At 41.2% G+C, this 24,264-nt stretch carries 23 protein-coding genes; 13 read left to right on the top strand and 10 right to left on the bottom strand.

What is annotated here, in order from left to right; all coding sequences use genetic code 11:
- Positions 1-1,155, bottom strand: a 1,155-nt coding sequence (gene larC / locus I8748_RS10435) for a nickel pincer cofactor biosynthesis protein LarC (protein ID WP_198124513.1), incomplete at its 3' end; no start/stop codon positions are given.
- 270 nt (positions 1,156-1,425) lie between these two features.
- Between larC and I8748_RS10430 the strand changes: the two genes are divergently transcribed.
- Complete coding sequence (locus I8748_RS10430; protein WP_198124512.1) at positions 1,426-2,085, top strand: L-threonylcarbamoyladenylate synthase; 660 nt, start codon at positions 1,426-1,428, stop codon at positions 2,083-2,085.
- Between the two features lie 60 nt (positions 2,086-2,145).
- Here the strand turns inward: I8748_RS10430 and I8748_RS34565 are convergent, their stop codons facing one another.
- Positions 2,146-2,319: a hypothetical protein gene (locus I8748_RS34565; RefSeq protein WP_214662501.1), complete on the bottom strand. Its 174-nt coding sequence runs from the start codon at positions 2,317-2,319 to the stop codon at positions 2,146-2,148.
- Between the two features lie 136 nt (positions 2,320-2,455).
- On the opposite strand from I8748_RS34565, the gene I8748_RS10425 reads away from it, so the two are divergent.
- Positions 2,456-3,667, top strand: a complete 1,212-nt coding sequence (locus I8748_RS10425; protein WP_198124511.1) for a HetZ-related protein — start codon at positions 2,456-2,458, stop codon at positions 3,665-3,667.
- Between the two features lie 151 nt (positions 3,668-3,818).
- On the opposite strand, the gene I8748_RS10420 is transcribed toward I8748_RS10425, so the two are convergent.
- Both I8748_RS10420 and I8748_RS10415 read right to left on the bottom strand, forming a co-directional pair.
- The gene (locus I8748_RS10420; RefSeq protein ID WP_198124510.1) at positions 3,819-4,262 is read right to left on the bottom strand and encodes a type II toxin-antitoxin system VapC family toxin; all 444 of its coding nucleotides are present in this window, start codon (positions 4,260-4,262) and stop codon (positions 3,819-3,821) included.
- Positions 4,262-4,528: a DUF2281 domain-containing protein gene (locus I8748_RS10415; RefSeq protein ID WP_198124509.1), complete on the bottom strand. Its 267-nt coding sequence runs from the start codon at positions 4,526-4,528 to the stop codon at positions 4,262-4,264. The genes I8748_RS10420 and I8748_RS10415 overlap by 1 nt, the downstream gene beginning before the upstream one ends.
- Before the next feature lie 238 nt (positions 4,529-4,766).
- Between I8748_RS10415 and I8748_RS10410 the strand changes: the two genes are divergently transcribed.
- On the top strand, positions 4,767-5,249 hold the full coding sequence (locus I8748_RS10410) for a PD-(D/E)XK nuclease superfamily protein (RefSeq protein WP_198124508.1): 483 nt from the start codon (positions 4,767-4,769) through the stop codon (positions 5,247-5,249).
- On the opposite strand, the gene I8748_RS10405 is transcribed toward I8748_RS10410, so the two are convergent.
- Entirely contained in the window at positions 5,246-6,073 is an 828-nt protein-coding gene (locus tag I8748_RS10405; protein ID WP_198124507.1) for a DNA adenine methylase, read from the bottom strand. The two genes, I8748_RS10410 and I8748_RS10405, sit on opposite strands and share 4 nt — an antisense overlap.
- Positions 6,074-6,240: 167 nt before the next feature.
- Here I8748_RS10405 and I8748_RS10400 point away from each other — a divergent pair, with 167 nt between their 5' ends.
- The 3 genes from I8748_RS10400 (at position 6,241) to I8748_RS10390 (ending at position 8,263) form a co-directional block, all read left to right on the top strand.
- Positions 6,241-6,447 carry a DUF751 family protein gene (locus I8748_RS10400; RefSeq protein WP_096559319.1) on the top strand — a complete coding sequence of 69 codons (207 nt, stop codon included), beginning with the start codon at positions 6,241-6,243 and terminating at the stop codon, positions 6,445-6,447.
- Between the two features lie 123 nt (positions 6,448-6,570).
- Positions 6,571-6,990 carry a 30S ribosome-binding factor RbfA gene (rbfA, locus tag I8748_RS10395; protein ID WP_198124506.1) on the top strand — a complete coding sequence of 140 codons (420 nt, stop codon included), beginning with the start codon at positions 6,571-6,573 and terminating at the stop codon, positions 6,988-6,990.
- A gap of 1,036 nt (positions 6,991-8,026) precedes the next feature.
- Positions 8,027-8,263, top strand: coding sequence for a DUF4327 family protein (locus tag I8748_RS10390; protein WP_015127802.1), 237 nt, complete (start codon positions 8,027-8,029; stop codon positions 8,261-8,263).
- Positions 8,264-8,927: 664 nt separating this feature from the next.
- Here I8748_RS10390 and I8748_RS10385 read toward each other — a convergent pair.
- Entirely contained in the window at positions 8,928-9,281 is a 354-nt protein-coding gene (locus I8748_RS10385; protein WP_198124505.1) for a hypothetical protein, read from the bottom strand.
- Positions 9,282-9,675: 394 nt separating this feature from the next.
- Between I8748_RS10385 and I8748_RS10380 the strand changes: the two genes are divergently transcribed.
- Together I8748_RS10380 and I8748_RS10375 are read left to right on the top strand one after the other, a co-directional pair.
- Positions 9,676-10,578 carry a cation diffusion facilitator family transporter gene (locus I8748_RS10380; RefSeq protein WP_198124504.1) on the top strand — a complete coding sequence of 301 codons (903 nt, stop codon included), beginning with the start codon at positions 9,676-9,678 and terminating at the stop codon, positions 10,576-10,578.
- A 133-nt stretch (positions 10,579-10,711) separates the two neighbouring features.
- A complete protein-coding gene (locus tag I8748_RS10375) occupies positions 10,712-11,959 on the top strand; it encodes a C13 family peptidase (protein WP_198124503.1) in 1,248 nt (415 codons plus the stop codon).
- Positions 11,960-12,046: 87 nt separating this feature from the next.
- Here the strand turns inward: I8748_RS10375 and I8748_RS10370 are convergent, their stop codons facing one another.
- Positions 12,047-12,451: a response regulator gene (locus I8748_RS10370; protein WP_198124502.1), complete on the bottom strand. Its 405-nt coding sequence runs from the start codon at positions 12,449-12,451 to the stop codon at positions 12,047-12,049.
- Positions 12,452-13,102: 651 nt separating this feature from the next.
- On the opposite strand from I8748_RS10370, the gene I8748_RS10365 reads away from it, so the two are divergent.
- From I8748_RS10365 to I8748_RS10355, 3 genes are read left to right on the top strand one after another with little or no spacing between them, the layout of a single operon-like run.
- Positions 13,103-15,361: an ATP-binding protein gene (locus tag I8748_RS10365; RefSeq protein WP_198124501.1), complete on the top strand. Its 2,259-nt coding sequence runs from the start codon at positions 13,103-13,105 to the stop codon at positions 15,359-15,361.
- 4 nt (positions 15,362-15,365) lie between these two features.
- Positions 15,366-15,821 carry a response regulator gene (locus I8748_RS10360; protein ID WP_198124500.1) on the top strand — a complete coding sequence of 152 codons (456 nt, stop codon included), beginning with the start codon at positions 15,366-15,368 and terminating at the stop codon, positions 15,819-15,821.
- A gap of 2 nt (positions 15,822-15,823) precedes the next feature.
- The gene (locus I8748_RS10355; RefSeq protein WP_198124499.1) at positions 15,824-18,946 is read left to right on the top strand and encodes a PAS domain S-box protein; all 3,123 of its coding nucleotides are present in this window, start codon (positions 15,824-15,826) and stop codon (positions 18,944-18,946) included.
- A gap of 73 nt (positions 18,947-19,019) precedes the next feature.
- On the opposite strand, the gene I8748_RS10350 is transcribed toward I8748_RS10355, so the two are convergent.
- Positions 19,020-20,408, bottom strand: a complete 1,389-nt coding sequence (locus tag I8748_RS10350) for a DVUA0089 family protein (protein ID WP_198124498.1) — start codon at positions 20,406-20,408, stop codon at positions 19,020-19,022.
- Positions 20,409-21,055: 647 nt separating this feature from the next.
- On the opposite strand from I8748_RS10350, the gene I8748_RS10345 reads away from it, so the two are divergent.
- Both I8748_RS10345 and I8748_RS35655 read left to right on the top strand, forming a co-directional pair.
- Complete coding sequence (locus I8748_RS10345) at positions 21,056-21,508, top strand: Hsp20/alpha crystallin family protein (RefSeq protein ID WP_198124497.1); 453 nt, start codon at positions 21,056-21,058, stop codon at positions 21,506-21,508.
- Between the two features lie 86 nt (positions 21,509-21,594).
- The gene (locus tag I8748_RS35655) at positions 21,595-21,723 is read left to right on the top strand and encodes a hypothetical protein (protein WP_263975729.1); all 129 of its coding nucleotides are present in this window, start codon (positions 21,595-21,597) and stop codon (positions 21,721-21,723) included.
- Between the two features lie 34 nt (positions 21,724-21,757).
- Here I8748_RS35655 and I8748_RS10340 read toward each other — a convergent pair whose 3' ends face one another.
- A complete protein-coding gene (locus I8748_RS10340; protein WP_096552798.1) occupies positions 21,758-22,069 on the bottom strand; it encodes a DUF4282 domain-containing protein in 312 nt (103 codons plus the stop codon).
- A 456-nt stretch (positions 22,070-22,525) separates the two neighbouring features.
- Positions 22,526-24,148, bottom strand: coding sequence for a glutamine-hydrolyzing GMP synthase (gene guaA, locus I8748_RS10335; RefSeq protein WP_214662498.1), 1,623 nt, complete (start codon positions 24,146-24,148; stop codon positions 22,526-22,528).
- Positions 24,149-24,264 lie beyond the last annotated feature (116 nt).

The following is a 24,264-nucleotide window of genomic DNA, read 5'->3' as shown; positions in this document are numbered from 1 at the left end:
TTGCCATGCCACTTTCACCCGCACTTGGCCATATTCAGTTTTTACCGCTTGAATTTCTCGTTGTAAGATGGCGCGTTGCTGGGTAGTTCGCCGAATTCCTAAAGTCGTGGTTTCTCGGAATATAACAGCTTCACAATTGTGTAAATTTTCTGGATGACAAATCACAGTCAGTAAAATTCCTGGACGGGACTTTTTCATCCCTATTGACTGAGTAAAGACATCCACCGCACCAGCGGCAAACAACGCCTCAAACACATAGCCGATCGCTTGGGGATTTAAATCATCAATTTGAGTTTCTAATACAGTTATGGTTTCGATTGAATTGGTATCGGCAGTATAAACGGAGTCTGACTGTATACTGGGGCTTTCTCCCACCCAGAGCCTTAATATATTAGGTATTGGTAAATTGATCGTACCTGCTCCCAGTCCTATCTGCTTAATGGTGATTGGAGGTGTAGCACCAAAATCCCTAGCCAAGGTAGTGGCGATCGCAGCTCCTGTTGGTGTCACCAGTTCCCGTGCAATACCATTACTATAAACTGGGCAACCCCGCATTTCCCATAGCTTCAATACTGCTGGTACTGGCACCGCCATCTGACCGTGTGCTGCCCTGACAGTACCGCCTCCAGTTGGAAATGCCGAGCAGTACAGTAAAGGCAATCCTTCGTGATTGCTTTCAACACCCAACCAATCCAAGCCCAAACAAGTGCCGACAATATCCACAATCGCATCCACAGCACCCACTTCATGGAAGTGAACTTTTTCAGGCGCAATTCCATGTACTGCCCCTTCTGCTACTGCCAACTGCCTAAATACAGCCAAACTCCAAGCTTCTGCCCGTGATGGCAACCCCGCTTTGAGAATCATCTTCTCGATTTCCGGCAGGTGGCGTGTGTGATCATGGCTGTGGTCGTGGTCGTGGTCGTGGTCGTGGTCGTGGTCGTGATGATGGTCTACTAAATCCACATGAACCTTAGTCGCCTGCTGACCGTTGCGTTGCACAAGTTCTGCCCTTAATTGGAACTCTTGGCTAATTCCTAAGCCATTGAGTTTTTCTGTTAAATACTCTATGGGAACACCTAAACTTACCAACGCCCCCAAGCACATATCACCAGAAATTCCCGTCGGACACTGAAGATAAGCAATTTTAATCATACAGATAAATTAGTCAGCTAATTTGAGATGATGCACAATTATTGTGATGGAAACTTCGCGTATTTGCACTTATGAAAAGGAAATTGGGAATTGGGCATTGGGAATTGGGCATTGGGAATTGGGCATTGGGCATGGGGAGTTAATAGAAATTTAACTTTTAACCTTCTGTCTCCTACTAACAACGACTAATTTTAGGGACTTCCAACTAAAAAAATAACCCACTGTTCACAATCATCAGTCATCAGTCATCAATCATATTGAAAATTACTTATGGCAAAAATTTTTGCAGTCCATCCTGATAACCCGCAAGTTCGCCGAATAGAGGAAATAAAATCAGCGCTCTCTGGTGGCGCAGTTATGCTTTACCCTACTGATACAGTTTATGCTATTGGTTGCGATTTAAATGCGAAGTCAGCGGTGGAACGAGTGCGGCAAATTAAACAGCTAGCAAACGATAAACCATTGACATTTTTGTGTCCTTCACTATCAAATGTGGCGACTTATGCGTTTGTCAGTGATACTGCTTATCGGATTATGAGACACCTGATACCAGGGCCTTACACGTTTTTGCTACCTGCTACCAAGTTAGTACCGCGACTAGTACAAAGTCCGAAGCGGAAGACTACTGGAATTCGCGTACCAAATCATAATGTATGCTTGGCACTCCTGGAAGCTTTGGGAAATCCGATTATTTCGACTTCGGCACATCTACCACCAGATGAGTCAGATGATGGGAACATAGGGCTAGATTCAGAAATTAGATTATCACGAGTGGAGCTATTTGACCGTTTAGATAACTTAGTAGATGTAATTGTTGACACTGGTGAAGAACCGACATATGAAGTATCTACGATTCTGGATTTGACGGGAGACGAACCAATGATTACAAGGCGGGGTTTAGGTTGGGAAGCAGTAACGGCATGGGTATAAAAACTAAACTTCACAGACTGTTCCGTTAATTTCGGAATAATGTATCAAAAACACTCCAGTTTAGCGATCGTCATACTTAAAATAACTAAGAGCAGTTAGAATAAAATAGCGGTAAAAGTCGGCACAGCAAGTGTTTTGGCTACCTTTTGGGCATGGCAAATTTTCTTGTGCCAACCGCAATTTAGTTGCTGATGAAAAAACCGACACACTACTATCCCTGTAACTTTTTTGCATTGCCTACAGTCATATATATGAACAGTACTTGCAGCAGATGCGGATGGATGAAACCAAATCATTCTTCTAGCAAGATTGGCTTCAGGTGCCGTGTTTGCGTTGTAGTTAAGGTGCAATACCACACCCAGGAAAAGTCATGAAAGCTAACCTTGCAAATCTACCAATCTCTACGTCTACTTTTGAGACCCGCGTTTCCACTGAAGAATTGGCAGCTAACAATCCTGATCTTCTGATGCAACTGCTGTGTCAGGAAATGCAGGCTCAAGTGAAAGCAACCTCTGGGTGTGTACAAGCTGTAGCAGAACGCATAGCTAAAGAAGTTAAACGTATCTGTGATAAAAGCTACCGCATTCAAACATCAGGAGAAATTCAATCTTGGCAACTAACTTTATCTAGGCATCGCTTGCAAAAGTGCCTGCAATACTACCGACTTGGTTCTAGAAGGGGACGCGTGGAATTACACGCTACCTTGGGTGCTATAGTTTACCGTCATGTTACCATTCCCGGCTCAGAGTTGGGCTTTGAGGCTCGTTCTAACCTGATTGAAGATTTTCTTCAAGCATTTTATATGGAAGCAATCAAAGCTTTCCGGCGGGAAAACGAATTAGCAGAAGATTACACACCGCGCACACAGCTGCAATTAGCAGAATACATGGCTTTTACAGAACAGTATGCCAAGCGCCGCATCAATTTACCTGGTGGTAACAATCAGCAATTAATTATCCTACGCGCCCAAAGTTTTGCTCGTCGTCAGCCCCAAGAAACTAATGTAGATATTGAAATGGCGGTGGAATCTGCAAGGAGTGAAGAAGCAGAATCTTACCAGCGTAACTCGGCGGTGCAACAAATTAGATCGCAAATGATTGCACAACCTAATTTTGACCCATCGGAAGCATCAGAACGCGATCGCATCATCTTGGAATTGATCAAATACTTGGAATCTCAAGGTCAATCTGACTGTGTAGACTACCTCACCCTGAAACTCCAAGACCTTTCAGCACCAGAAATTGACCAAATTCTCGGTCTAACTAGCCGTCAGCGTGATTATCTCCAACAACGTTTTAAATACCATGCGGAAAAGTTTGCCAAGCAACATCAATGGCAGTTAGTACACCAATGGTTAGGCGCAAGTTTAGAGCAAAATTTGGGATTGTCTTCTCAACAGTGGGAAACTTTCGTGGGTATATTATCTCCCCAGCAACAGCAACTTTTGCAGTTGAAAATTGCCCGCCAAAGTGACCAAGCGATCGCTAAAGTCATTAAATGCACTCCCAAACAAGTCCTAAAGCGCTGGACTCAACTGTTAGAACTAGCATGGAATATCCGCAACGGTAACGCTGCAATCTAAACAGCTTCAAGTCAAACTATAGTTATTGAATTTATTTCAGTTCAATTCCAGTTATTAGTTGTTATAGATTTAAGCTGATGTTTGAAAATAAAACTTCTTTATGGAGAATTGGTACAATCTTTTATGATGTAACTGACGCAAAGAAGGGGGTTTACAGCCAAGATTCAACAGACAATGCTTTTAAAAGTTGAATCCGCTGAAAGTCGCGATCGGCTGATACAATACTAAGACCGTGTTGTAGACCTACAGCAGCAATCCAAAGGTCATTTTCATCAAAACCTAAATTAGTTATTTTAGTTTTTCTGCGCTTGCTTTTTTCTTTCGGTGCAAATTCATTGAATAAAGCTGCTTTGAGTTGTCCGTAGATAGTAGCAGTAAATTCATCAATGTTGTGGATATATATACCCGTTAAAAAACGGTGAATCAGAGCTAAGTTATTTTCCCGACGTTGAGAACGTTCTGCCATATCTATCAGTTCACCTTGAACAATGACACAGGTTGTAATCAAAGAATTTTCCACTTCGGCGAAGTGACGAAGCACATTAGCATTACCCAGAATTGCAAGACTACAGTGATTTGTATCCAATAAATACATTATTCAAAAGGGTTATCATAATCAAACTGGGCTTTGCCGCGAGTAGCATAAACTAGCTCAAGACACTCTTGTAAATCATCGCCTTCCCATTGGCCAATCGTTTTTAAGTGTTCTAGCAAGGATAGGCCTGTAGAATTTACTAATTCTGGTTTTGGCTGTGTTTGGGTTTCCTTAGTTTTGATAAAACGTAAAAAGTCTAGTGTTTCAGCCAAAATGGTATCTGACGAAGATTCAATTTCTTGGAGAAGCAGTTCTTTAATAGTCATAGTGGATTTCTCCTCTACTGGATGGTAAATTTTAATTATCGAGGCTTAGGACTGGTACGAAAGCCGCGAATTTACGTTAGGTGCTGAGTTTCCACCCTGTGTTGACACCTGCCTAAATTTAATTTATCCTTGTGCATCCAAAATTAATAATTAATATTAATTAACTAATATAACCATTTGCTCCTGCGTCCTGGGAATCCTAAAATCAGGAAACCTTGTGAAAATAATCAGGATAGATATGACTCAAGGCGGAAGAGCAGTTACATCTGGTAATGTCTTAGAAACAACTGTGGAAGGTACTTTACGCGGACATAAATATATCGAAGTTGGCTTTGATTTACCAAAAAAACAACGATTGGAATGTCTTATCAACTCTCAAAGCATACCGAAACGATATGCCAAGCAAGTTTATATTGGAGAAGGAATTTATGGTAACGACATATATGTAGATTTTTATATTATCGGTTATACATCTATAGATTCGGGATTGATTATTGAGTGTAAATGGCAGCAAACTAGTGGTTCAGTTGATGAAAAACTACCTTACCTTAACTTGAATATTCAAAAATGCTATCCTACAAAAGCAGTAGTATTAATTGACGGTGGAGGAATGAAAGCGAAAGCTGTTTCATGGCTAGAAGCACAAGTAGCTGAAAATCATAATTTGTTAGCCGTTCATAACTTAAGTTCATTTCTTGCTTGGTCTAATAATAATCTTTAATAAGAAGTGACTAGTACTTCAGTAATATTTCCCCGCTTCTTGGCATCAGAATTAATTGATCTCGCTGCGGATATAGTATATATTTTAAAACTGCTATATAGATTACGTATAAATTCACAATCGGAATTAGATAGCATAACTTTTACTCCCCGATCAGCTAGTTTTACAAATACATCTCTGAGTTTAACTTGCTGTTCCTCAGCAAAACAATATCTACTATAAGCTGTAAAATAGCTAGTTTGACTGACTGGATAATATGGGGGATCACAATAAACGAAATCTTCACTACTAGTTGCCTGATTCAGTACATCTGTAAAATCTGCCTGTTTAATCTGTGATGTAGAAAGTGCTGCTGAAGCTGCTCTGAGTAAATTTTCTGGACATATATTAGGATTTTCGTACCTGCCTAATGGTACATTAAATTGTCCTTGAGAGTTGACTCGATATAGACCATTAAAACAAGTCTTATTCAGATAAATTAAACGAGCAGCTTTTTCTAGAGCAGTGCCTCCAGAATTAGCTCTGATATTATAGTAATAGTCTCTATTATGTTTGATTTGATGTTCTTTCAGTAAACAGATTAATTCCTCAACATGATCTCTAACACAGCGATAAGTAGTAATTAATTCCGAGTTAATATCAGTTAAAACAGCTGCGGTCGGTTGGAGATAGAAAAAAACAGCACCGCCACCTAAAAAAGGTTCATAGTAATTCTTGTAATCTTTGGGAAAATAAGGAATATATTGTTGAATTAACCTACTTTTACCGCCTGCCCACTTTAAAAATGGACGTGGGTAAGCTGCTTTAGGGATTTGAGTTACCATTTAGTCAAAATTTAACTGAATCTAGGCTACTAAATATAACAAAATTTAACTGGAGAAGCATATTTTATATTAACTGGTTAATTTTTCACCTGTATAGATTACAATTGGTAATGGATAAAGCACATCAAAACAAACCTTAAGTTTATAGCAAGGCAGTTTATATTCAAATGTTTGATGGATTTTGGGATAACGTCTTTCGCTACCCCCGCTACTTCGTTACCGTTCTCTTGGGCGTGTTTCTGAACACGATCGCGCCGTTAATGCCCCTTTTAAAACGTCCTGTCACCTTAATCGCCCTTTTGGGCTTATTTGTAGGCAGTTTGGTGTTTGTGACTCTCACCCTACGCGCCATGCTAGGCTTGAGTACAATCTAAACGTAGCTCTATTAGGGGTCTGCCCTACAGGCTGTTACCACTCTTCAGGCAAGGTCAAGGATTTTCCTTCACCAGCTTGCTATTGTTAATGTCGTACAACCTCCCAGAGGAGGCGTAACTATTATGGCTACAAATCGCCGCGTTTCCCGTGTTGCTGAATTAATTAAACGGGAAGTTAGCCAAATGCTACTCAACGGAATTAAAGACGATCGCGTGGGTACAGGAATGGTAAGTGTTACTGATGTAGATGTTTCTGGCGATCTGCAACATGCCAAAATCTACGTCAGTATTTATGGTACAGAAGAAGCCAAAGCAGCAACAATGGCAGGCTTAAGGTCAGCGACAGGTTTCGTCCGTAGCGAACTCGGTGCGCGGGTAAGGCTACGTCGCACACCAGAAGTAACTTTTATCGAAGACCGCTCAATAGAACGCGGTACTAAGGTGCTGTCACTGTTGAACCAACTCCAGTATGAGCGATCGCCCCAAACTCCAGGAGTAGCAGAAAATACTACAGACGAACATGATGATAAATCTTGGGAATAAGTAACTTACACAACAATGTAACTTTAGAACAATTACTTCCTACGGCATCCGCCAAACACTTTACAGACGTGACACAATCACGTCTGTTTCAATGTGAATATACAGGAGCGGGGAGCGGGGGAGCTTTCGGAGCATTTAGATAATTTCTCTTTGTCTCCCTCATCCCCCTCATCCCCCTCATCTCCAAATTTACTGATAGTGGTGTGAAACTTCCTTGAAATCATCATGCGTTCGCTACGGCTGAAATAGGCGATTTGGCGAGTAATTCATACAAGTTACTGCTAACTTAGAGGCACATCATCCGACCGTAGAACAAGTGTTGAGCTAGGTCTGGTAAGTCAACTTTATTGGTGATAGGTAAATGTGACAAACACAAAAAACTCTTTCCCCATCGCCCCTTATCCCCTCCAGGGGCCCCGAGTTCCCCACTCCCTACTTTCCACCTTCACCCGTCAATTTTGGGTTGCTAGACCACTAGGGCAGTCTGTCTATTTGCTGTCTTACAATGGCCTCAAAAACTATGACCGTTTTTTAAAAAATTATTAATAGATGGCGGTTTACAAGTTTTCGTGGTGTACGGTAGCCGTTAGATTTTGCAACAGTTTATACCGTTGCTCGTAACATAAATCCTTGGATTATTGAGCTATGGACAAACACTAATATCTTTGGACATAGCTTCATACTGATTTTTAAACACATCAGTAATCGACCATAGGAACTCTTCAAAAGCCACACAATTATGCCTAAAAGTAGTCATAGAAAAACTTTCAAACCTGTGAAATGCCTGCCAGACAATGTTTTTAACAGGTTAAGTTAATAACCCAAATATGACAAAATGAAGCATATTTACGACTATTGTCAGCAATTGTTGACAAACTTAACATTTCTTTAGATAATTTGAGGATATGTAGCGTCAAAATGAAATAAGTTCCGTATAGCAAACTACAAAACCCTAGCCACAAGTCTAATCCCTGCCATGTTTGTTCCCAATAATTAATGGGAACACTATCTACGTGTAAATTTGTGAGTAAAAACAATGAGTGTGAATACGGTGCCCTCTATCAATTACTACTCTCTGGATGTAATTCAAGACGAAGCTCGCCGACTAGTGCAAAAGGGGATGATCAGCCGACAACAGCCAATATATACACTCTGCCAATACATCCCAGCAAGAGAGTGGGTTTGCGTCGAATGTGAGTTGGAAAAATGTGACTTTCTATTACGCGATCGCATCGGCGATCTGATTGGTCGTGAAGAATGGGACAACGACTAATTTATTGTGTAATTTCAGATTTTGGATTGGGACTTGATTTTGAATGACTAGATTTGACAATATAACGATTAACCGCCCGAATTGAGGGATAATCTCTGGTTTTGTGCAATATTTCCCGATCCAAAATCTCTAATTTTCCATTAACCCAAAAGCATTAGAGTCTAATTTATACAACTTTTCACCAAGCGCGCGCGATCGCATTGAAAAAAAGTTGTGTGAAAATTCAGTGTTATTACTTGAGTATTCTATGTAGTTTTACTGTCCGGGGTAGTTTTGCGTAATTAACTACTCCGGTAATTTTTTATAAGTATTGTTACAAGTGCGTTGCTGACTGTTCAGTGTTGACACCCAACAGGAGCCAGCGCCGTGGTGTTAGCGTTAGCGCAGCGTTAGCGAGTCTTCGAGCGTCAGCGGTAGCGAGTCTTCTCCCAAGGGGAGACGCTGCGCGAACGAGCGTCGGCAGCGCGGTCTTGGGGGTCTCCCCCATGAGCGACTGCCGAAAGGCTCTGCCGACTTGAGGCGACGGCAGTCAACAGTCAACAGTCATCAGTCAACAGTAGACCTCTTGCATAAATATTTTTTTGTCTCACGCAAAGACGCTAAGGCGCTAAGAAGAACGCGAAAAAAATGACTTTTGCAAGAAGTCTAGTCAACAGTGAGCAAATTACCCCACTTGCTCTAAATACTGGTTAACATCTTCAATAACCCTGGTAAGTTCAGCTTCTGTAGTGAGGCGAATGTTGATATCGCGGACGGTAAGCAGGACTTTGGCAGCAAAGGGGGTAGGCCAGATATTAGGATTACAGAAAATTTCTAAAAATATTTCCCCAGTGTAACGATATTCTAAGGGAGGCTGGGGAGTGGCTTTAGTGCTGCCTGGAGTGGCTTTAGCAGCGACAGCTTTCAGCCGTTGCATCAATTCATCTATCGCTGCTTTTAATTCCCGCGCTGCTTGGGGTGAAAAACTGAAGGAAACAGAACCTTCAACTAAGTTAAGTGTGAGAGGAGTCGAAGACATGAGCTATTGATTAAAACTTCTTGATAATTACCTATCTTACTGGAATAGTTGATCTGGGTAGAGAGAACTAATATCAACAGGAATCACGCGTAGAGGTACTAGTGTAATATGTAAAATTCAGCAAGACTGTGAACTTAACTCAAGGATTTGCAAACAAAGCTAATTAATTAAAATTTCTCTGCTATTAATGCCAAAAATATGCTCTTATCTACTAAGCCATTACTATGAATCATCAAGCTTGTAGCTAATGTTAGTCAAAATTAATCTCAATAAAATCCTATATATTTTAAAGACTATAGAGATAATTAATTCTTACTGTGTAAGATTTTGATACATTTTAATTTTGTTTTAAGTTTTACAGTAGAAGTCATAGAACTTGAGTGACAAATTATCTATGACATACGATAACCGCGCCACAGTGCGAAAGGTTTTAATTATCACCTTATTCCTCAACCTGTTCGTGATGGGATTGAAAGCAGTAGTGGGATATTGGACAGGTTCTTTAAGCTTACTTGCTGATGCTTTGCATAGTGTGACAGATAGTGCTAACAACGTTTTAGGCTTATTTGCGAGTAAGTTTTCTTCACCATACCCCGATCGCGAGCATCCTTACGGACACCAGAAGTTTGAAGCTGTAGGCGCTTTAGGAATTGCTGCTTTTTTAGGAATCGCCTGCTTTGAAATCCTCCAAGGTGCAATTGAGCGAATTCTTAAAGGTGGTGCCCCTGTGAAAATATCACCACCGGAGTTATGGTTATTACTAGTTGTCTTGGGTGTAAATATTTTTGTCGCCTATTACGAACGCAGTGTAGGTAGGCGGGTAGGTAGTCCCATTTTGATAGCCGATGCGAAACATACCATGAGCGATGTTTGGGTGACAATTACCGTCATCGCTGGCTTGATAGGAGTTTGGCTAGGTTATCAATGGCTGGATATAGTCTTAGCTTTTCCTGTGGCTTTATTGGTATTTTGGAGTGGTTGGTCAGTTTTAAAAGAAAATTTACCTTGGCTTGTAGACCAAATGGCGATCGCACCAGAAGCAATACACGCGATCGCAACTTCTATACCTGGGGTAATTAACTGTCATGATATCGCTTCTCGTGGTGTTCTTGGTCGCCAAGTGTTCATCGAAATGCATTTAATAGTAGATGCACCAGATGTAGAAACAGCCCACCGCATCACTGAAGAAGTGGAAAGACGGCTTGAAGAACGGTTCAATCCAGTCAGGATTTTAATTCACGTTGAACCACCAACATATCAGTCTGAGCAAATTAGCTTTGAATCTAGGGCAGAATAATCTATTTTATTGTGATGACTGATGAGTGATGACTGATGACTGGTGAATGTCATAGATCAACGACTTTTACAAGTAATTATGCGATGAATATGTGCTTTAACTTAATATTAGAGGTGCTGTGATGAATTAAAAAATGCAGCATAATATCCAAATGCGCCGCTTATTTGCCAGTTTTACCTGTGGCTTACTAATTTTACTCCCTAGCTCTGGCACTCTTGCCGAAGATGAAATCAGTCCACCAAAATCTGATAATTGTCAACATAATCAGTCTTCACCGAATTTTCTGGTTGTGGGTGGTGGTGGTGCGCCTTATTTTAATGAAATCGCTTTAGAGAAAAATGTACTTTACTTTCAGCGCACTCTGCAATTTATGGGGTACAACCCACAGCAAGTAAGCTCGATTTTCTTTGCCAATGGTAACGATGGACAAGCTTCTGTTCGCTATATCAATCCCCAAGGAGAAGAACAATTTAAACAACCAGAAATTCCTAATCTTAAAGGTGCTACTACTTTCAGTAATTTACAACGTTATTTCCAACAGTTAGCACGACAGCAAAATTCTCAACTCTCATTTTTATACTTCACAGGACATGGAGGAAAAAACAAACAAGACTTAGATAACAATTCCTTCTATTTGTGGAATGAAGCACAACTGAGTGTGAAGCAGTTTTCTCAAATGCTAGACAAAATGCCGACACGGACATCTGTTGTCACCATGATGGCTCAGTGTTTTTCTGGCTCATTTGCTAATTTTATCTATGAAGGCGGCGATACTAAACGTCCTGTAGCGCTTCAGACTCGTTGTGGTTTCTTTGCCACCATTAAAACTCTACCTTCTGTAGGCTGTACAGCAGAGGTAAACGAAGCGGACTATCGAGATTATAGTTCTAGCTTTTTTGCTGGTTTAAGTGGACGCGATCGCACGGGTAAAGCTGTGAGTTCCGCCGACTACAACAAAGATGGACGGGTAGCCTATGCTGAAGCCCATGCTTTCGCCAAAGTAGATGAAGAATCTATAGATTTGCCCATATCCACCTCAGAGGCTTGGTTGCAGCGCAAATTTTCTCAACAGCAGCAATTGGCAATTCTGAGTCAACCGATTAGCAAAATTTTACAGACAGCGCGTCCAGAACAGCGCTATGTAGTCGATTCTTTAGTCAAGAAGTTTGAATTAGACAAGCAAAAGCCTTTTAAGCAAAATTTGCAGAATTTGAATAGCGCCAAAACTCAAACCGACGAACAGCAAGCTTATATCAACCGCTTAGAGATGGAATTGATTAACATTGCTGGAGAAAAGCAAATCCGTAACTCAGGCAATAAAAAAGATATTGGCATACTTGAGCGTTTGGTGAAATGTGAAAGCGGTTCTTGGAGGAAATGAGAGGATGGGGGATGGGGGAGATGGGGGAGATGAGGGAGAGAATAACTAATGACAACTGACAACTGACAACTGACAACTGACAACGAACTAATTTCTACAAGAAGCAACTACATCTGCTACAATCTCCACCAATTCACTTGGATCTACTGGTTTAGGCACATGAGTCTGAAAACCAGCTTCTAAGGCACGGATACGATCCTCACTATCAGCATAGGCAGTTAAAGCAACTGCGGGGACTTTTCCCCCTCTATATGCTGTCATTGCACGGATTTTGCGAATCAGGGTGTAGCCATCTTCACCAGGCATGGCAATATCAAAGATAAAGACATCAGGTTGCCAGTGATTTAGCGCTTCTAGAGCAGCCACTGCCGATGCAACTGCAAGGACGGTGGCGCCATCTGCTTCCAATACGGTAGTGATGTAAAAGCGGCTATCATCGTCATCATCAACTACGAGGATTTTTAAGCCAGCAAGAGGTAGAGGAGGTTGCATAAAATCTCCATTGTGTTGGAAAACAGATAATTACAACTAATGAACTATTCAGTCTTTCCTCAGTTAGCATCTCAATGGCAATTTTACTGCGATCGCGCCTATTGTTATTGCTCAACAATTCCTTTCATTCAAGAGGAATAGCTGGTGTTTGTTATTCTTGCCCTAGGAACTTCCCAAAATACTGATTTTTGTAACTACTGATACAGAAAATTTTGCAATTTAGTATTTTACACAAAAGTGTAATTTAAGTTAATAAATTTAAACTTTTTTTCACACTGCTGTAAACAGAGATTTACGCAAAAAAGCAGCAATTTTAAAGGAATAATGGACTACTCGTTCAACCAGTCAAGAAACATTATTATAAATCGGATTGACTACATCTGTACTATAGTTATGCTTGGACTGTAGAAAACTATTGGTCAAAACAGCAGCTAACTGTGAATACCAAACAAGGAGAAAGATAGCAAACTCCCCTGTTAAAACAAAGGTTTAAAATCCTAACATTCGATATAGAACGTTAGTCACTAGTCATTTATCATTAGTCATTTGTCATTAGTCATTAGTTATTCTTCCCCCATCTCCCCATCTCCTCATCTTTTCATCTCCTCCTAACCTCTACTCCACTTCAAATTGTTAAATGGGAACTCGAACGTGAATACCAACGATATTACTGTACCCTTAAGCGTTGACCTGAGCAACTGCAACAGAGAGCCAATTCACATTCCTGGCTTCATTCAGCCACATGGAGTCCTTTTAGCGTTAGAAGAAGCAGATTTAACTATCCTACAAATCAGCAATAACACGTTCAATTTATTTGGGTTATATCCAGAACAATTACTTAATCAAAATTTGAGTATTTTACTCGAATCAGACCAAATAAATTTATTAAAAGATTGTTTATCCCCAGAAAACTTTCCCATAGTTAATCCCATTGATTTTAATATAATAATTAATGATAGAATAGTTAATTTTGATGGGATTATCCATCGCCTTAATGGAATTCTAATTTTAGAATTAGAACCTTTAGGATCTGAAAAAAATAATGCCTTCTTTAAATTTTATCACTTAGTAAAACTGGCAATGTCAAGGTTGCAGACAGTATCAAATGTCAGAGAAGTGAGTCAGATACTTGCCAAAGAAGTGAAAAAGATTACTGGCTTTGACCGAGTAATGGTTTATCGATTTGATGAAAGTTGGAATGGCGTAGTTATTGCTGAAGAGAAGCCGGAATATCTCACTTCCTATTTAGGTTTACACTACCCTGCCTCCGATATTCCCCAACAAGCAAGAAAACTCTACAGCGAAAATTGGCTGAGACTAATACCGGATGCGAAATATCAACCAGCAGCAATTGTTCCAATGCATAACCCTTTAACTGATCAGCCTTTAGATTTAAGTAAATCCGTACTGCGGAGTGTTTCACCTTTACACATTGAGTATATGCATAATATGGGGGTAGCAGCATCAATGTCAATCTCCATTATGAAAAACCAAAAGCTGTGGGGACTAATTGCCTGCCATCACCAAACTCCTAAATATATTCCCTATGAAGTTCGTAATACTTGTGATTTTTTGGCGCGAATGGCATCATTAGAAATGAGTGTAAAAGAAGATAGTGAAGATGCTGAATATAGAATCAAATTGAAATCTTTTAATGCCAAATTAATAGAGTATATGTCATTAGAAAATAACTTTATTGATGGGTTAATTAACCATGAACCAAATCTGCTAAATCTTGTAAATGCTCAAGGAGCTACCGTTTGTTTTAATGGTAAGTATTTTCATGTTGGTAACACTCCAGAACAACAAGATATTCACAATTTAGTGGAATGGATTTATCAAAACCTGCATGAAGATATTTTCTATACTGATGCATTAGCACAAGTTTACCCAGAAGCAGAAAAATTGCGGCATGTTGCCAGTGGGTTGATGGCACTTTCCATTTCTAAAAGTCAAAAAAATTATGTTTTGTGGTTTCGCCCAGAGGTGGTACAAACGGTGAATTGGGGAGGAAACCCGAATAAACCTGTAGAGGTGACTGCAAACGGTAGTATACGTTTATCACCTCGCAAATCGTTTGAGTTATGGAAAGAAACAGTATTGTTAAAATCGCTTCCTTGGAAAAATTGTGAAGTGAATGCAGCGCTGGAGTTGAGAAGTGCAATTATTGGCGTGGTGCTGAAGAAAGCTGATGAATTAGCACAGCTTAATATCGAATTAGAACGTAGCAACAATGAATTAGATGCCTTTGCTTACATTGCTTCCCATGATTTGAAAGAACCACTGCGTGGGATTCACAATTACTCGAATTTTCTGATTGAAGACTATGGCGAAACTCTCAACGAAGAAGGTAAAGCCAAATTACTCACCTTGATTCGTCTTACCCAGCGGATGGAGGATTTAATCGATTCGCTGCTGCACTTTTCCCGCTTGGGGAGGGTGGATCTTTCCATGCAGCACACTGATTTGAATATTGTGGTAGAACGAAGTTTAGATTTATTAAGTCCGCGAATTGAAGAGATGAAAGTAGAGATTCGCATTCCAAGACCGCTACCAACAGTGTATTGCGATCGCGTCCAAATCAGCGAAGTCTTTAACAATTTGATTGCCAATGCTATTAAATACAATGACAAAGCCGAAAAATGGATTGAAATTGGCTATATTGATCATCCACCTGCACCCATAACATTCTACGTGCGAGACAACGGCATTGGCATTCGAGAAAAACACTTGGAGGTGATTTTCCGGATTTTTAAACGACTGCACGGGCCGAACAAATATGGCGGTGGTACCGGAGCAGGATTAACTATCGCTAAAAAAATTGTGGAACGACATAGAGGTAAAATTTGGGTGGAATCAATCCAAGGTCAAGGTAGTACTTTCTATTTCACATTGCAGGGAGTAGACTAAATTCATGATTGGCAACGCCGACCAACCTTTGCTAGTAATAGAAGACAGCGACGAAGACTTTGAAGCCTTGTGTCGAGTCATGTATAAGCAAGGTGTTGTCAATCCAGTCTTTCGCTGTACCGATGGCGATGAGGCGCTAGACTTCCTCTACCAAAAAGGCCCCTACTATAATGAGCGAAACGCCCCCCGCCCCTCAGTTATTTTACTCGATCTAAATTTACCAGGAACCGATGGCCGAGAAATTTTAGAGCAAATCAAGCAGGATGAAGACTTCAAACACATTCCTGTGGTAGTATTTACCACCTCTTCTAACCCAAAAGATGTAGAAATATGTTACCGATATTGTGTAGCTAGTTATATTTTGAAACCAATCGACATCAATAGATTGGTACAGACTATTCACGGCTTCATCACCTATTGGTTAGATATTGTAATTCTCCCTGATGCTGTTAGCAAGTAGTCATGGCACAACCGCTAACTGTTTTAATTATTGACGATTGTCCGGAAGACCGTGAGGTTTACCGCCGTTATCTGCTGCAAGACACTGAACACAACTACACAATTCTCGAAGAAGAATCAGGAGAAGGAGCGTTAGCTTTATGTCAGCAGGTTCAGCCTGATGCCATTTTATTAGACTTTCTACTTCCAGATCTCGATGGATTGGAATTTCTGGCAGAATTACGACTTTTGGCAAAAGAAGCTATGCCTGCCACCATCATGTTAACAGGATATGGCAACGAAGCCTTAGCTGTGCAGGCAATGAAAAGTGGTGTCCAAGACTATTTAGTCAAAGGACAAACAACAGGTGAGCGTTTGCGTTCCACTATCCACTCAGCAATCAAAAATGCTCGCCTACGCCAAAAACTGCACGCCAGTGAGGAACGTTTCCGCACCTCAGTTGAGAATATGCTGGACTGCTTCGGTATTTATTCAGCTAGTCGCAATCACTTGGGTGAAATCGTAGACTTTCATGTAGATTATGTGAATGCTGCTACTTGTGAATTTTGCAAGATGAGCCAGGAGGAACAGCAAAGCAAGGGATTGTGCGAAATTTTCCCCAATCTGCGAAAAAATAAGTTGTTTGATGAGTTTTGCCTAGTTGTGGAAACCGGTCAGCCATCAGTGCAAGAATCACAGGTGTGTACTTCCTTTGATAGCAACCATCAGTTCAGCAAAGCCATTGATATTCGGATCAGCAAAATGGGAGATGGCTTTGTTGCTTCTTGGCGGGATGTGACTGAAAAAAAGCAAGCGGAAGAACGATTAAGGGAGAGCCAGCAATTTATTGAACGTATTGCCGAAACTACACCAGGTATTTTATACGTTTACGACATAGCTGAACAGCGGACTGTTTATATCAATCATCAGGTTAATAACCTACTTGGTTATACCCCTGAACAAATTCAGGATATGGGTAATGAAATAATACCACAGTTAATGCATCCTGATGATTTAGCTCTATTCCCTATGCATGTGCAACTAGTTTTCACAGTTGAGGATGGCGAGATTACAGAAAATGAGTATCGAATGCGACATGCTAATAGTGAATGGCGCTGGTTTTTCAGTCGAGATACTGTATTCACTAGAAATAGTGACGGTTCGCCGCGTCAGATAATTGGTACAACCTTTGATATTACAGAACGCAAGCAGACAGAAGAACAGCTACGCTTAAGCAATGAGCGTTTCCAACTAGCAGCAGCAGCAGTTAATTGTCTAATATATGACTGGAATCTGGGAAAAAATACGGTTGACAGAACAGAGGGATTAACAAGAATTTTGGGCTATTCTCCCCAAGAGGCCAAACCAACCCATGAATGGTGGAAAGAGCAGATCCATGTTGAAGATAGAGACCGCTTAGGTAACTACTTTGGGAGTATACCTGTTGATCAAAATCGCTATGCAGCTGAGTATAGAGTGCGTCACAAAGATAACCACTATCTGCATATATTAGATCAAGGAGTGATTACGCGAAATATTTTTGGGCAGATAGTACGAGCAGTAGGCAGTACAACTGATATTAGCGATCGCAAATATGCTGAAGCCGCACTACGCCAAAGCGAAGCCAAGTTCAGACGCCTTGTGGAATCCAATGTAGTTGGCATCTATTTCGGTGACTTCAGTGGTCGCATCTATGAAGCGAACGATGCTTTTCTTTCCTTGTTTGGCTACACCCGTGAAGAACTGGAAACCGGAAGTATGCGCTGGGACTGGATGACACCTCCAGGATACCAAGACTTCGACCAGCAAAAAATCCGAGAACTGCAAATATCTGGAGTTTGCACCCCCTTTGAAAAAGAATATTATCGTAAAGATGGCACGCGTGTACCGATTCTCTTGGGCATTGCTCGCATTGATGGTACACAGGAAAATGGTTATAGCGCTTGTTTCGTCCTCGACCTCACCCAACGCAAACGTGCTGAAGCAGCTTTACGCGAAAGTGAGGAACGCTACCGCTACTTATCAAATGCCATACCACAACTCGTCTGGATTTGTGATACTAACGGCAACTTCGAGCATGTCAATCAGCGCTGGTGTGAATACACTGGGCAAACCCTTGAGCAGGCGATGAAATTTCACTGGACAAAAGTTATAGAGCCAGTTATACATCCAGACGAGTTCCAACTAGTTATCAAAGCATGGACAGAAGCCTTGCAGACAGGGGAACCTTACGAACAGGAAATCCGCTATCAAAGTCGTGACGGCACTTATCGCTGGCATTTAGCACGAGCTTTACCCATGAAGGATGAGCAAGGACGTGTTATCAGGTGGTTTGGCACAAGTACAGATATAAACGATCGCAAGCAGTTAGAAGCTGAACGCGATCACCTGTTGCAACTCGAACAAGCTGCCCGTGCCGAAGCTGAGGCAGCTAACCAAGCTAAAGATGAGTTTGTGGCTATAGTATCTCATGATTTGCGATCGCCACTCAATGCAATTATCGGTTGGACAGGACTGTTGCGGACTCGAAAACTCGATGCAAACACCTTCGCCACTGCTTTAGAAACCATAGAACGCAATGCTAAATCTCAAGCAACCCTCCTAGAAGACTTGCTGAATATCTCCCGCATTCTCCGAGGCAAATTACACCTTGAAATCAGCCGAGTCAATTTAGCTCATATTGTTGCCATGGCGATTAAAACTGCCTATCCATCCGCAAATGACAAGGGTATTCATTTAGAATCTTTTATTGATGAGTCAATTCCACCCATTCTTGGTGATACCAACCGTTTGCTACAAGTTCTGGGTAATTTACTCTCGAACGCTATTAAGTTCACTCCATCACAGGGACGAGTAGAAGTGCGACTTAGTTTGTGTCCCAATCCCAACTTTTCTGACTCAGAACTCAGAACTCAGAACTCAGCACTAATACAAGTCAGTGACACAGGTATCGGTATCAGCCCTGACTTTCTGCCCTACGTTTTTGAACGCTATCGTCAAGCAGGCAGTATTCACAAACAAAGTGGTTTAGGATTGGGTTTAGCGATCGCGCGTCATTTAATAGAATTACACGGCGGTACTATTTATGCTACTAGCCCCGGCGAAGGACAAGGATCTACCTTCACTATTAAGTTGCCTTTGTCGTAATTTTAAAACTACCTGCGATCGCGCTGATGTTAAAGCGCGATCGCGTTCCGAATGATCCCGTAATTATGATATTTTACACAAAACTAAAGCCACTACTAAAATCTGCAATCGAAACTCCTTGAACAAGAGCAATTAAGTCGTTGTTAAAAGATATCCCTGTCCCTGTCACATTATTAATAGTCGTGTTACTTAAGGTAAAGGAAGGAGCCTGAACCCCAGTTAGGGATATTTTATAGTCTCCAAATGATTCTCCAGTATTTGTGAAACCATCTTGTAGTGACCCAACAGGACTATTAGAAAAGCTGGCGATCGCTAAAAAGTAAGTACCTGTGGGTAAGAACAAATCCAGTGTAGATTGAAACGTGCTATCAGCGTCGTCGCTGGCACTAATGAACGAGCCATTAGAGTCAAACAAGAACAACTCAGTATCAAAGTCTGCCCCATTGACTGTTGAAGCAGAAAAAATTTCATCGTCAGTTACAGAAATTTGGAACACATCAACGTCGTTGACATCAGAGATTGTCCCAGTTATGGAGCTGAGTTTCCCAAGTCCGCCAGGAATGACCTGAGAATCAGAAATCGACTGCCCTGCATCACCGATTTCAGCCGCAGTTAAAGTCTTCTCTTTAGGAGATGATGGCAGTTCAATTAAATCTTCGTTGATATTAAAATCAGTAATCAGAGCAAAATCACTATCTCTAAAATCATTATAGAAAACCTCAGTTCCTGCTCCCAAGACAAAAGTATCACTTCCTGAAGAACCAGTCAAAGTATCAAGTTCGCCCCTTCCGAATCCAAATTCTCCGACAAAAGGTTCAACCCCTATCAAGCGATCGCTACCCTTTCCACCCGATAGGGAATCGTTCCCAGCTCCACCAATCAATGTGTCTGCGCCATCTCCACCACAGAGGGTATCATTGCCAAAACCAGTGCCACCAAACAATAAATCATTGCCGACTCCACCACTGATGGTATCATCCCCAGCATCACCATTGATTTGGTCGTTACCTTTATCACCTGATATATCGTCATTTCCGGCACCCCCAAAAATGCGATCGTTGCCATCGTCGCCAGCAATTACGTCTTCACCGTCGCCGCCATTGAGGTTGTCATTTCCAGCATTACCATTAATGACATCATCTCCATCATCACCAAAGATGCGGTCTCCTCCACTACCAGCAATGATGCGGTCATTGCCATCGCCGCCATTGATTACGTCAACCCCACTACCACCATCAATAAAGTCATTCCCCGCATCACCATAAACTTGGTCGTCACCACTTCCGGCCTCAATGATGTCGATTCCATCTCCAGCAATGATCAAGTCGGCCCCATCACCGCCAAAGATTTGATCGTCGCCCGCTAGGGAGATGATTGTATCATCACCTTCTTTTGCAAAAATTTGATCGCTCCCAGTTGTGCCAGAGAGGAAGTCGTTTTCAGCTGTACCTTTAATAGCCATATATTTTTCCTTTGGAGTTCATCTTCAGTAATTTCCACATCTGAAAGCAAATTTCAACGCTCAGCAAGCAAGCATCAAATGATCTAGGTCATCAAGACTATTGTTGATGAAGCTCACTGTTAAACTGTATTTGGGCAAGCAAATAAATTGCTAGTGTCAGCTTATTGGCTTTTGGGTATCCTGAGAATACTACTCTAGATAGATGCAAATGTTAATACTTTGAAAAAATAAATATTTTTTGTATAAAAATAATATTTAACTATTTATGCTTATTTAAGTACATTTTAGTATGTTTTATTACTTATATTGCTGCCCCTGAAGTTGCTATCTTTGAATACAACTTGGTATTAGAATCACCTTTATTTAAGGACTTGATGGAGATGCGATCGCCTGACTGCACTATCTCCTTTCACAGCAGATTTATTAGTTAATAATTGATATTCATAGTTTTTATTCTGGTTTACCGAACCAAAAACATTCGAGTTAACCGTAATCTTTTTTCATTCTTTAATTGGTGCGGTAATCATTATTTTTGAGGTGATAACAACCGAATTTACATGAATTTAAATCTTAATAATATGAATATGTAAGCACAAAACGAAGTGCAAAAACGATTAAATAAAAGCTAACTAAAGCGAGGAAGAGTTATGGCAATTGTTCGTTGGAACCCCTGGAGAGAAATCGACACTCTACAACGTCAAATCAATAGTTTATTTGAAGATACAAGAGTACCATCTACATTGTTTGAAAGAGGCATGATTAAAGTTCCAGCTGCTGAACTCCAAGAAACTGAAGATGCTATTCATCTGAAGCTAGAACTGCCAGGACTAGAAGCTAAAGACCTGGATGTACAAGTGACAGAAAATGCCGTTTACGTTAGCGGTGAACGGAAGTCTGAAACTAAAACTGAGGAAAAAGGTATTACCAAGAGCGAATTTTACTACGGTAAATTCCAACGTGTCATTCCTCTATCTGCACGAGTTCAAAATACCAATGTCACCGCAGAATACAAAGATGGTATTTTGAATTTGACACTGCCTAAAACTGAGCAAGAAAAGAACAAAGTTGTCAAGGTAAATTTGGAACAACCCGCTGCCTAATGTGAAACTACTTTACCTCCAATGATTTATTGAGATAGCTAAGAGCTTGGTTACGACCAAGCTCTTTTTTTGCAATTGTCTGTAATATGCGATCGCTGCTTTATTTTCCTACAAAAATTGGGGCGATCGCTTTACTTTTACCACGGCGCTGTCGCAGCAAAACACCAACGCCTATATTTTACAAATATAGTGTGCAATATCAATCACTGCGGTAGATATAGCAAAGTGCATAGAAGCGATCGCTTAATTTTATGGATTTCTCAAACTTTCTGTATTATCGGCAGTACGACCTGTATTAGCTGCTGTGCGAAATGCCACCATCAAACCTTCTAAGCCAACTCTAATCAATATTATGTACAACAAGGAAGCCAGCGGTGCAACCAATAAGGTAAAAATCCCAGGTAAAAATCCGCCACGAAAACTAGCTGCAATAAAACTTAGCGCTCCCAAGCCAACAAAAAATATCGCAATTCCGTAAAGAACACCCACGACTCTGGGGGTTATAAATTCCGAAAACGAGAAGTCGAAAAGTGCTGTAAAAAAACTTCTGGAGTTAGCCATACTACACCTATCTATCTAATCGATTAAATTTAAAGCCTTTAATTTTTATAATGCTTAAGTTAGATAAAATTCATACAAGCATCATAATTATTTGTATTTTTCTGGCAAAATTGAGAATTATTTAATATTATTTATTCTTGGTTAATTTATTGTAAAAAAATAGACAATACCGAGGCTGAAAACGAGTCAAATCGGCATTGTCATTTTTTAAATATGTGAATTTAAATCAACGTGAGTTCGCTACTACCTCATCCTCCCAACGTCCCTCTCCTTGTAGGAGCTACGGTGTACACACAAGTGATTAAATCACCCATTATCTTGTTTTGTAGGGTGTGTTACGCCGCAGGAATCGCGCACCGCCAGAGATTTGTGGTGCGTTAGGACAAGAGTCCATAACGCACCCTACCAAACTCAAATCTTTTATTGAGTGTGCCAGTTGCGTAAGTCCTAACTCAATTATTCCCACTCGATGGTTCCAGGCGGCTTGGAGGTAATGTCATAAACCACGCGGTTAACGCCTTTGACTTCATTCACAATGCGGTTAGAAATTACTTCCAATACGTCGTAAGGTACTCGCGCCCAATCAGCGGTCATGCCATCTTCACTCTTGACAATCCGCAAAACAATGGGAAAAGCGTAGGTACGTTGGTCACCCATAACGCCAACGCTACGAACTGGTAGCAATACAGCAAATGCTTGCCAGTACTCATGATATAAACCGCGTTGGTTAATTTCTTGCCGCACAATCAAATCTGCATCACGCAAGATGTTTAACTTCTCAGCAGTGACTTCGCCTAAAATGCGAATTGCCAAACCAGGGCCGGGGAAAGGTTGACGTTGGACAATTTCTTCTGGCAAACCAATGGAACGCCCAACTCTACGGACTTCATCTTTAAATAGTTTCCGTAAAGGTTCCACCAATTTAAACCGCAAGTCTTTGGGTAAACCGCCAACGTTGTGATGACTCTTAATTTTCACCGCTACCCGTTCACCAGTTTGGGGATCAACATTGGTGTCTGCGGATTCGATCACATCTGGATACAAAGTTCCTTGAGCGAGATAATCAAAGTGACCGAGGCGTTTAGATGTTTCTTCAAATACTTTAATGAATTCGTGACCGATGCGACGGCGTTTTTCTTCGGGATCTGTGACACCAGCAATTGCAGCCAAAAAGCGATCGCGGGCGTTAACATACTCTACGGGAATGTGAAACTGCTCTTGAAACAGCTTTACTAACCGTTCTGGTTCATACTTCCGCATAAAGCCTTGGTCAATGAACACGCAAGTTAGCTGATCCCCGATAGCTTTATGCAACAAGAAGGCTAAAGTAGAAGAATCTACTCCCCCAGACAACGCTAACAGTACTCGCTTATCACCGACTCTCGCGCGAATTTCCCGAATCGATTCTTCCACAAAAGCCGCTGTTGTCCAGGTGGGTTCGCAGTCACAGATGTGGTAAACAAAGTTGCGGATTAATGCCAAACCACCAACAGAATGCACCACTTCGGGATGGAACTGCACGCCGTAAAGTTTTCTTTCATGGTCAGCAATGGCAGCGCAAGGAGTATTTTCTGTATGGGCTAGTAATTCAAAGCCTGGTGGCATTTGAGTTACTGAGTCACCATGACTCATCCACATGGTAGTGCCATCTTCGACGTTAGTGAGTAAATCTGTGGGATCATCTATATATAGTGATGCCTTGCCATATTCACCGCGATCTGCCCTTGCCACTTCCCCACCGAGTTGGCTGACCATCAGTTGCATTCCGTAGCAAACACCCAAAATGGGAATTCCTAATTTCCAGATTTCTGGGTCACAATGGGGAGCGCTATCACCATAAACTGAACTTGGGCCACCAGAGAGGATGATCCCCTTGGGATTTAGCTGGCGTAAATGTTCGGCTGTAGTGCGATAAGACAAAACTTCCGAGTATACTTGAGTCTCGCGGATGCGACGGGCTATGAGTTCGGAATACTGAGAACCAAAGTCGAGAATTACAATCATTTGACGATCCAGTCGCCCCAAAGGTTCTAGTGTTTGGGGTGCTTGGTCGGTTAGTAGAGTCACCGCTGTATTCATGATGGGGGGTGTAAATGTAAGGTAGATAGTCGCTGTGTGGCTTAACTAAATACCACTTATCTGCGGAGTCAGGCTAGTAAATGGTAAGTTAATCCTCCACAAACGCCGGATTGAAA

Origin of the sequence: Amazonocrinis nigriterrae CENA67, assembly GCF_016056305.1 — a bacterium.
In the GTDB taxonomy this organism is placed as follows: Bacteria; Cyanobacteriota; Cyanobacteriia; order Cyanobacteriales; family Nostocaceae; genus Amazonocrinis; species Amazonocrinis nigriterrae.
Note: the sequence above shows the minus strand (reverse complement) of the source record. Positions and strands in the feature narration are given on the sequence as shown.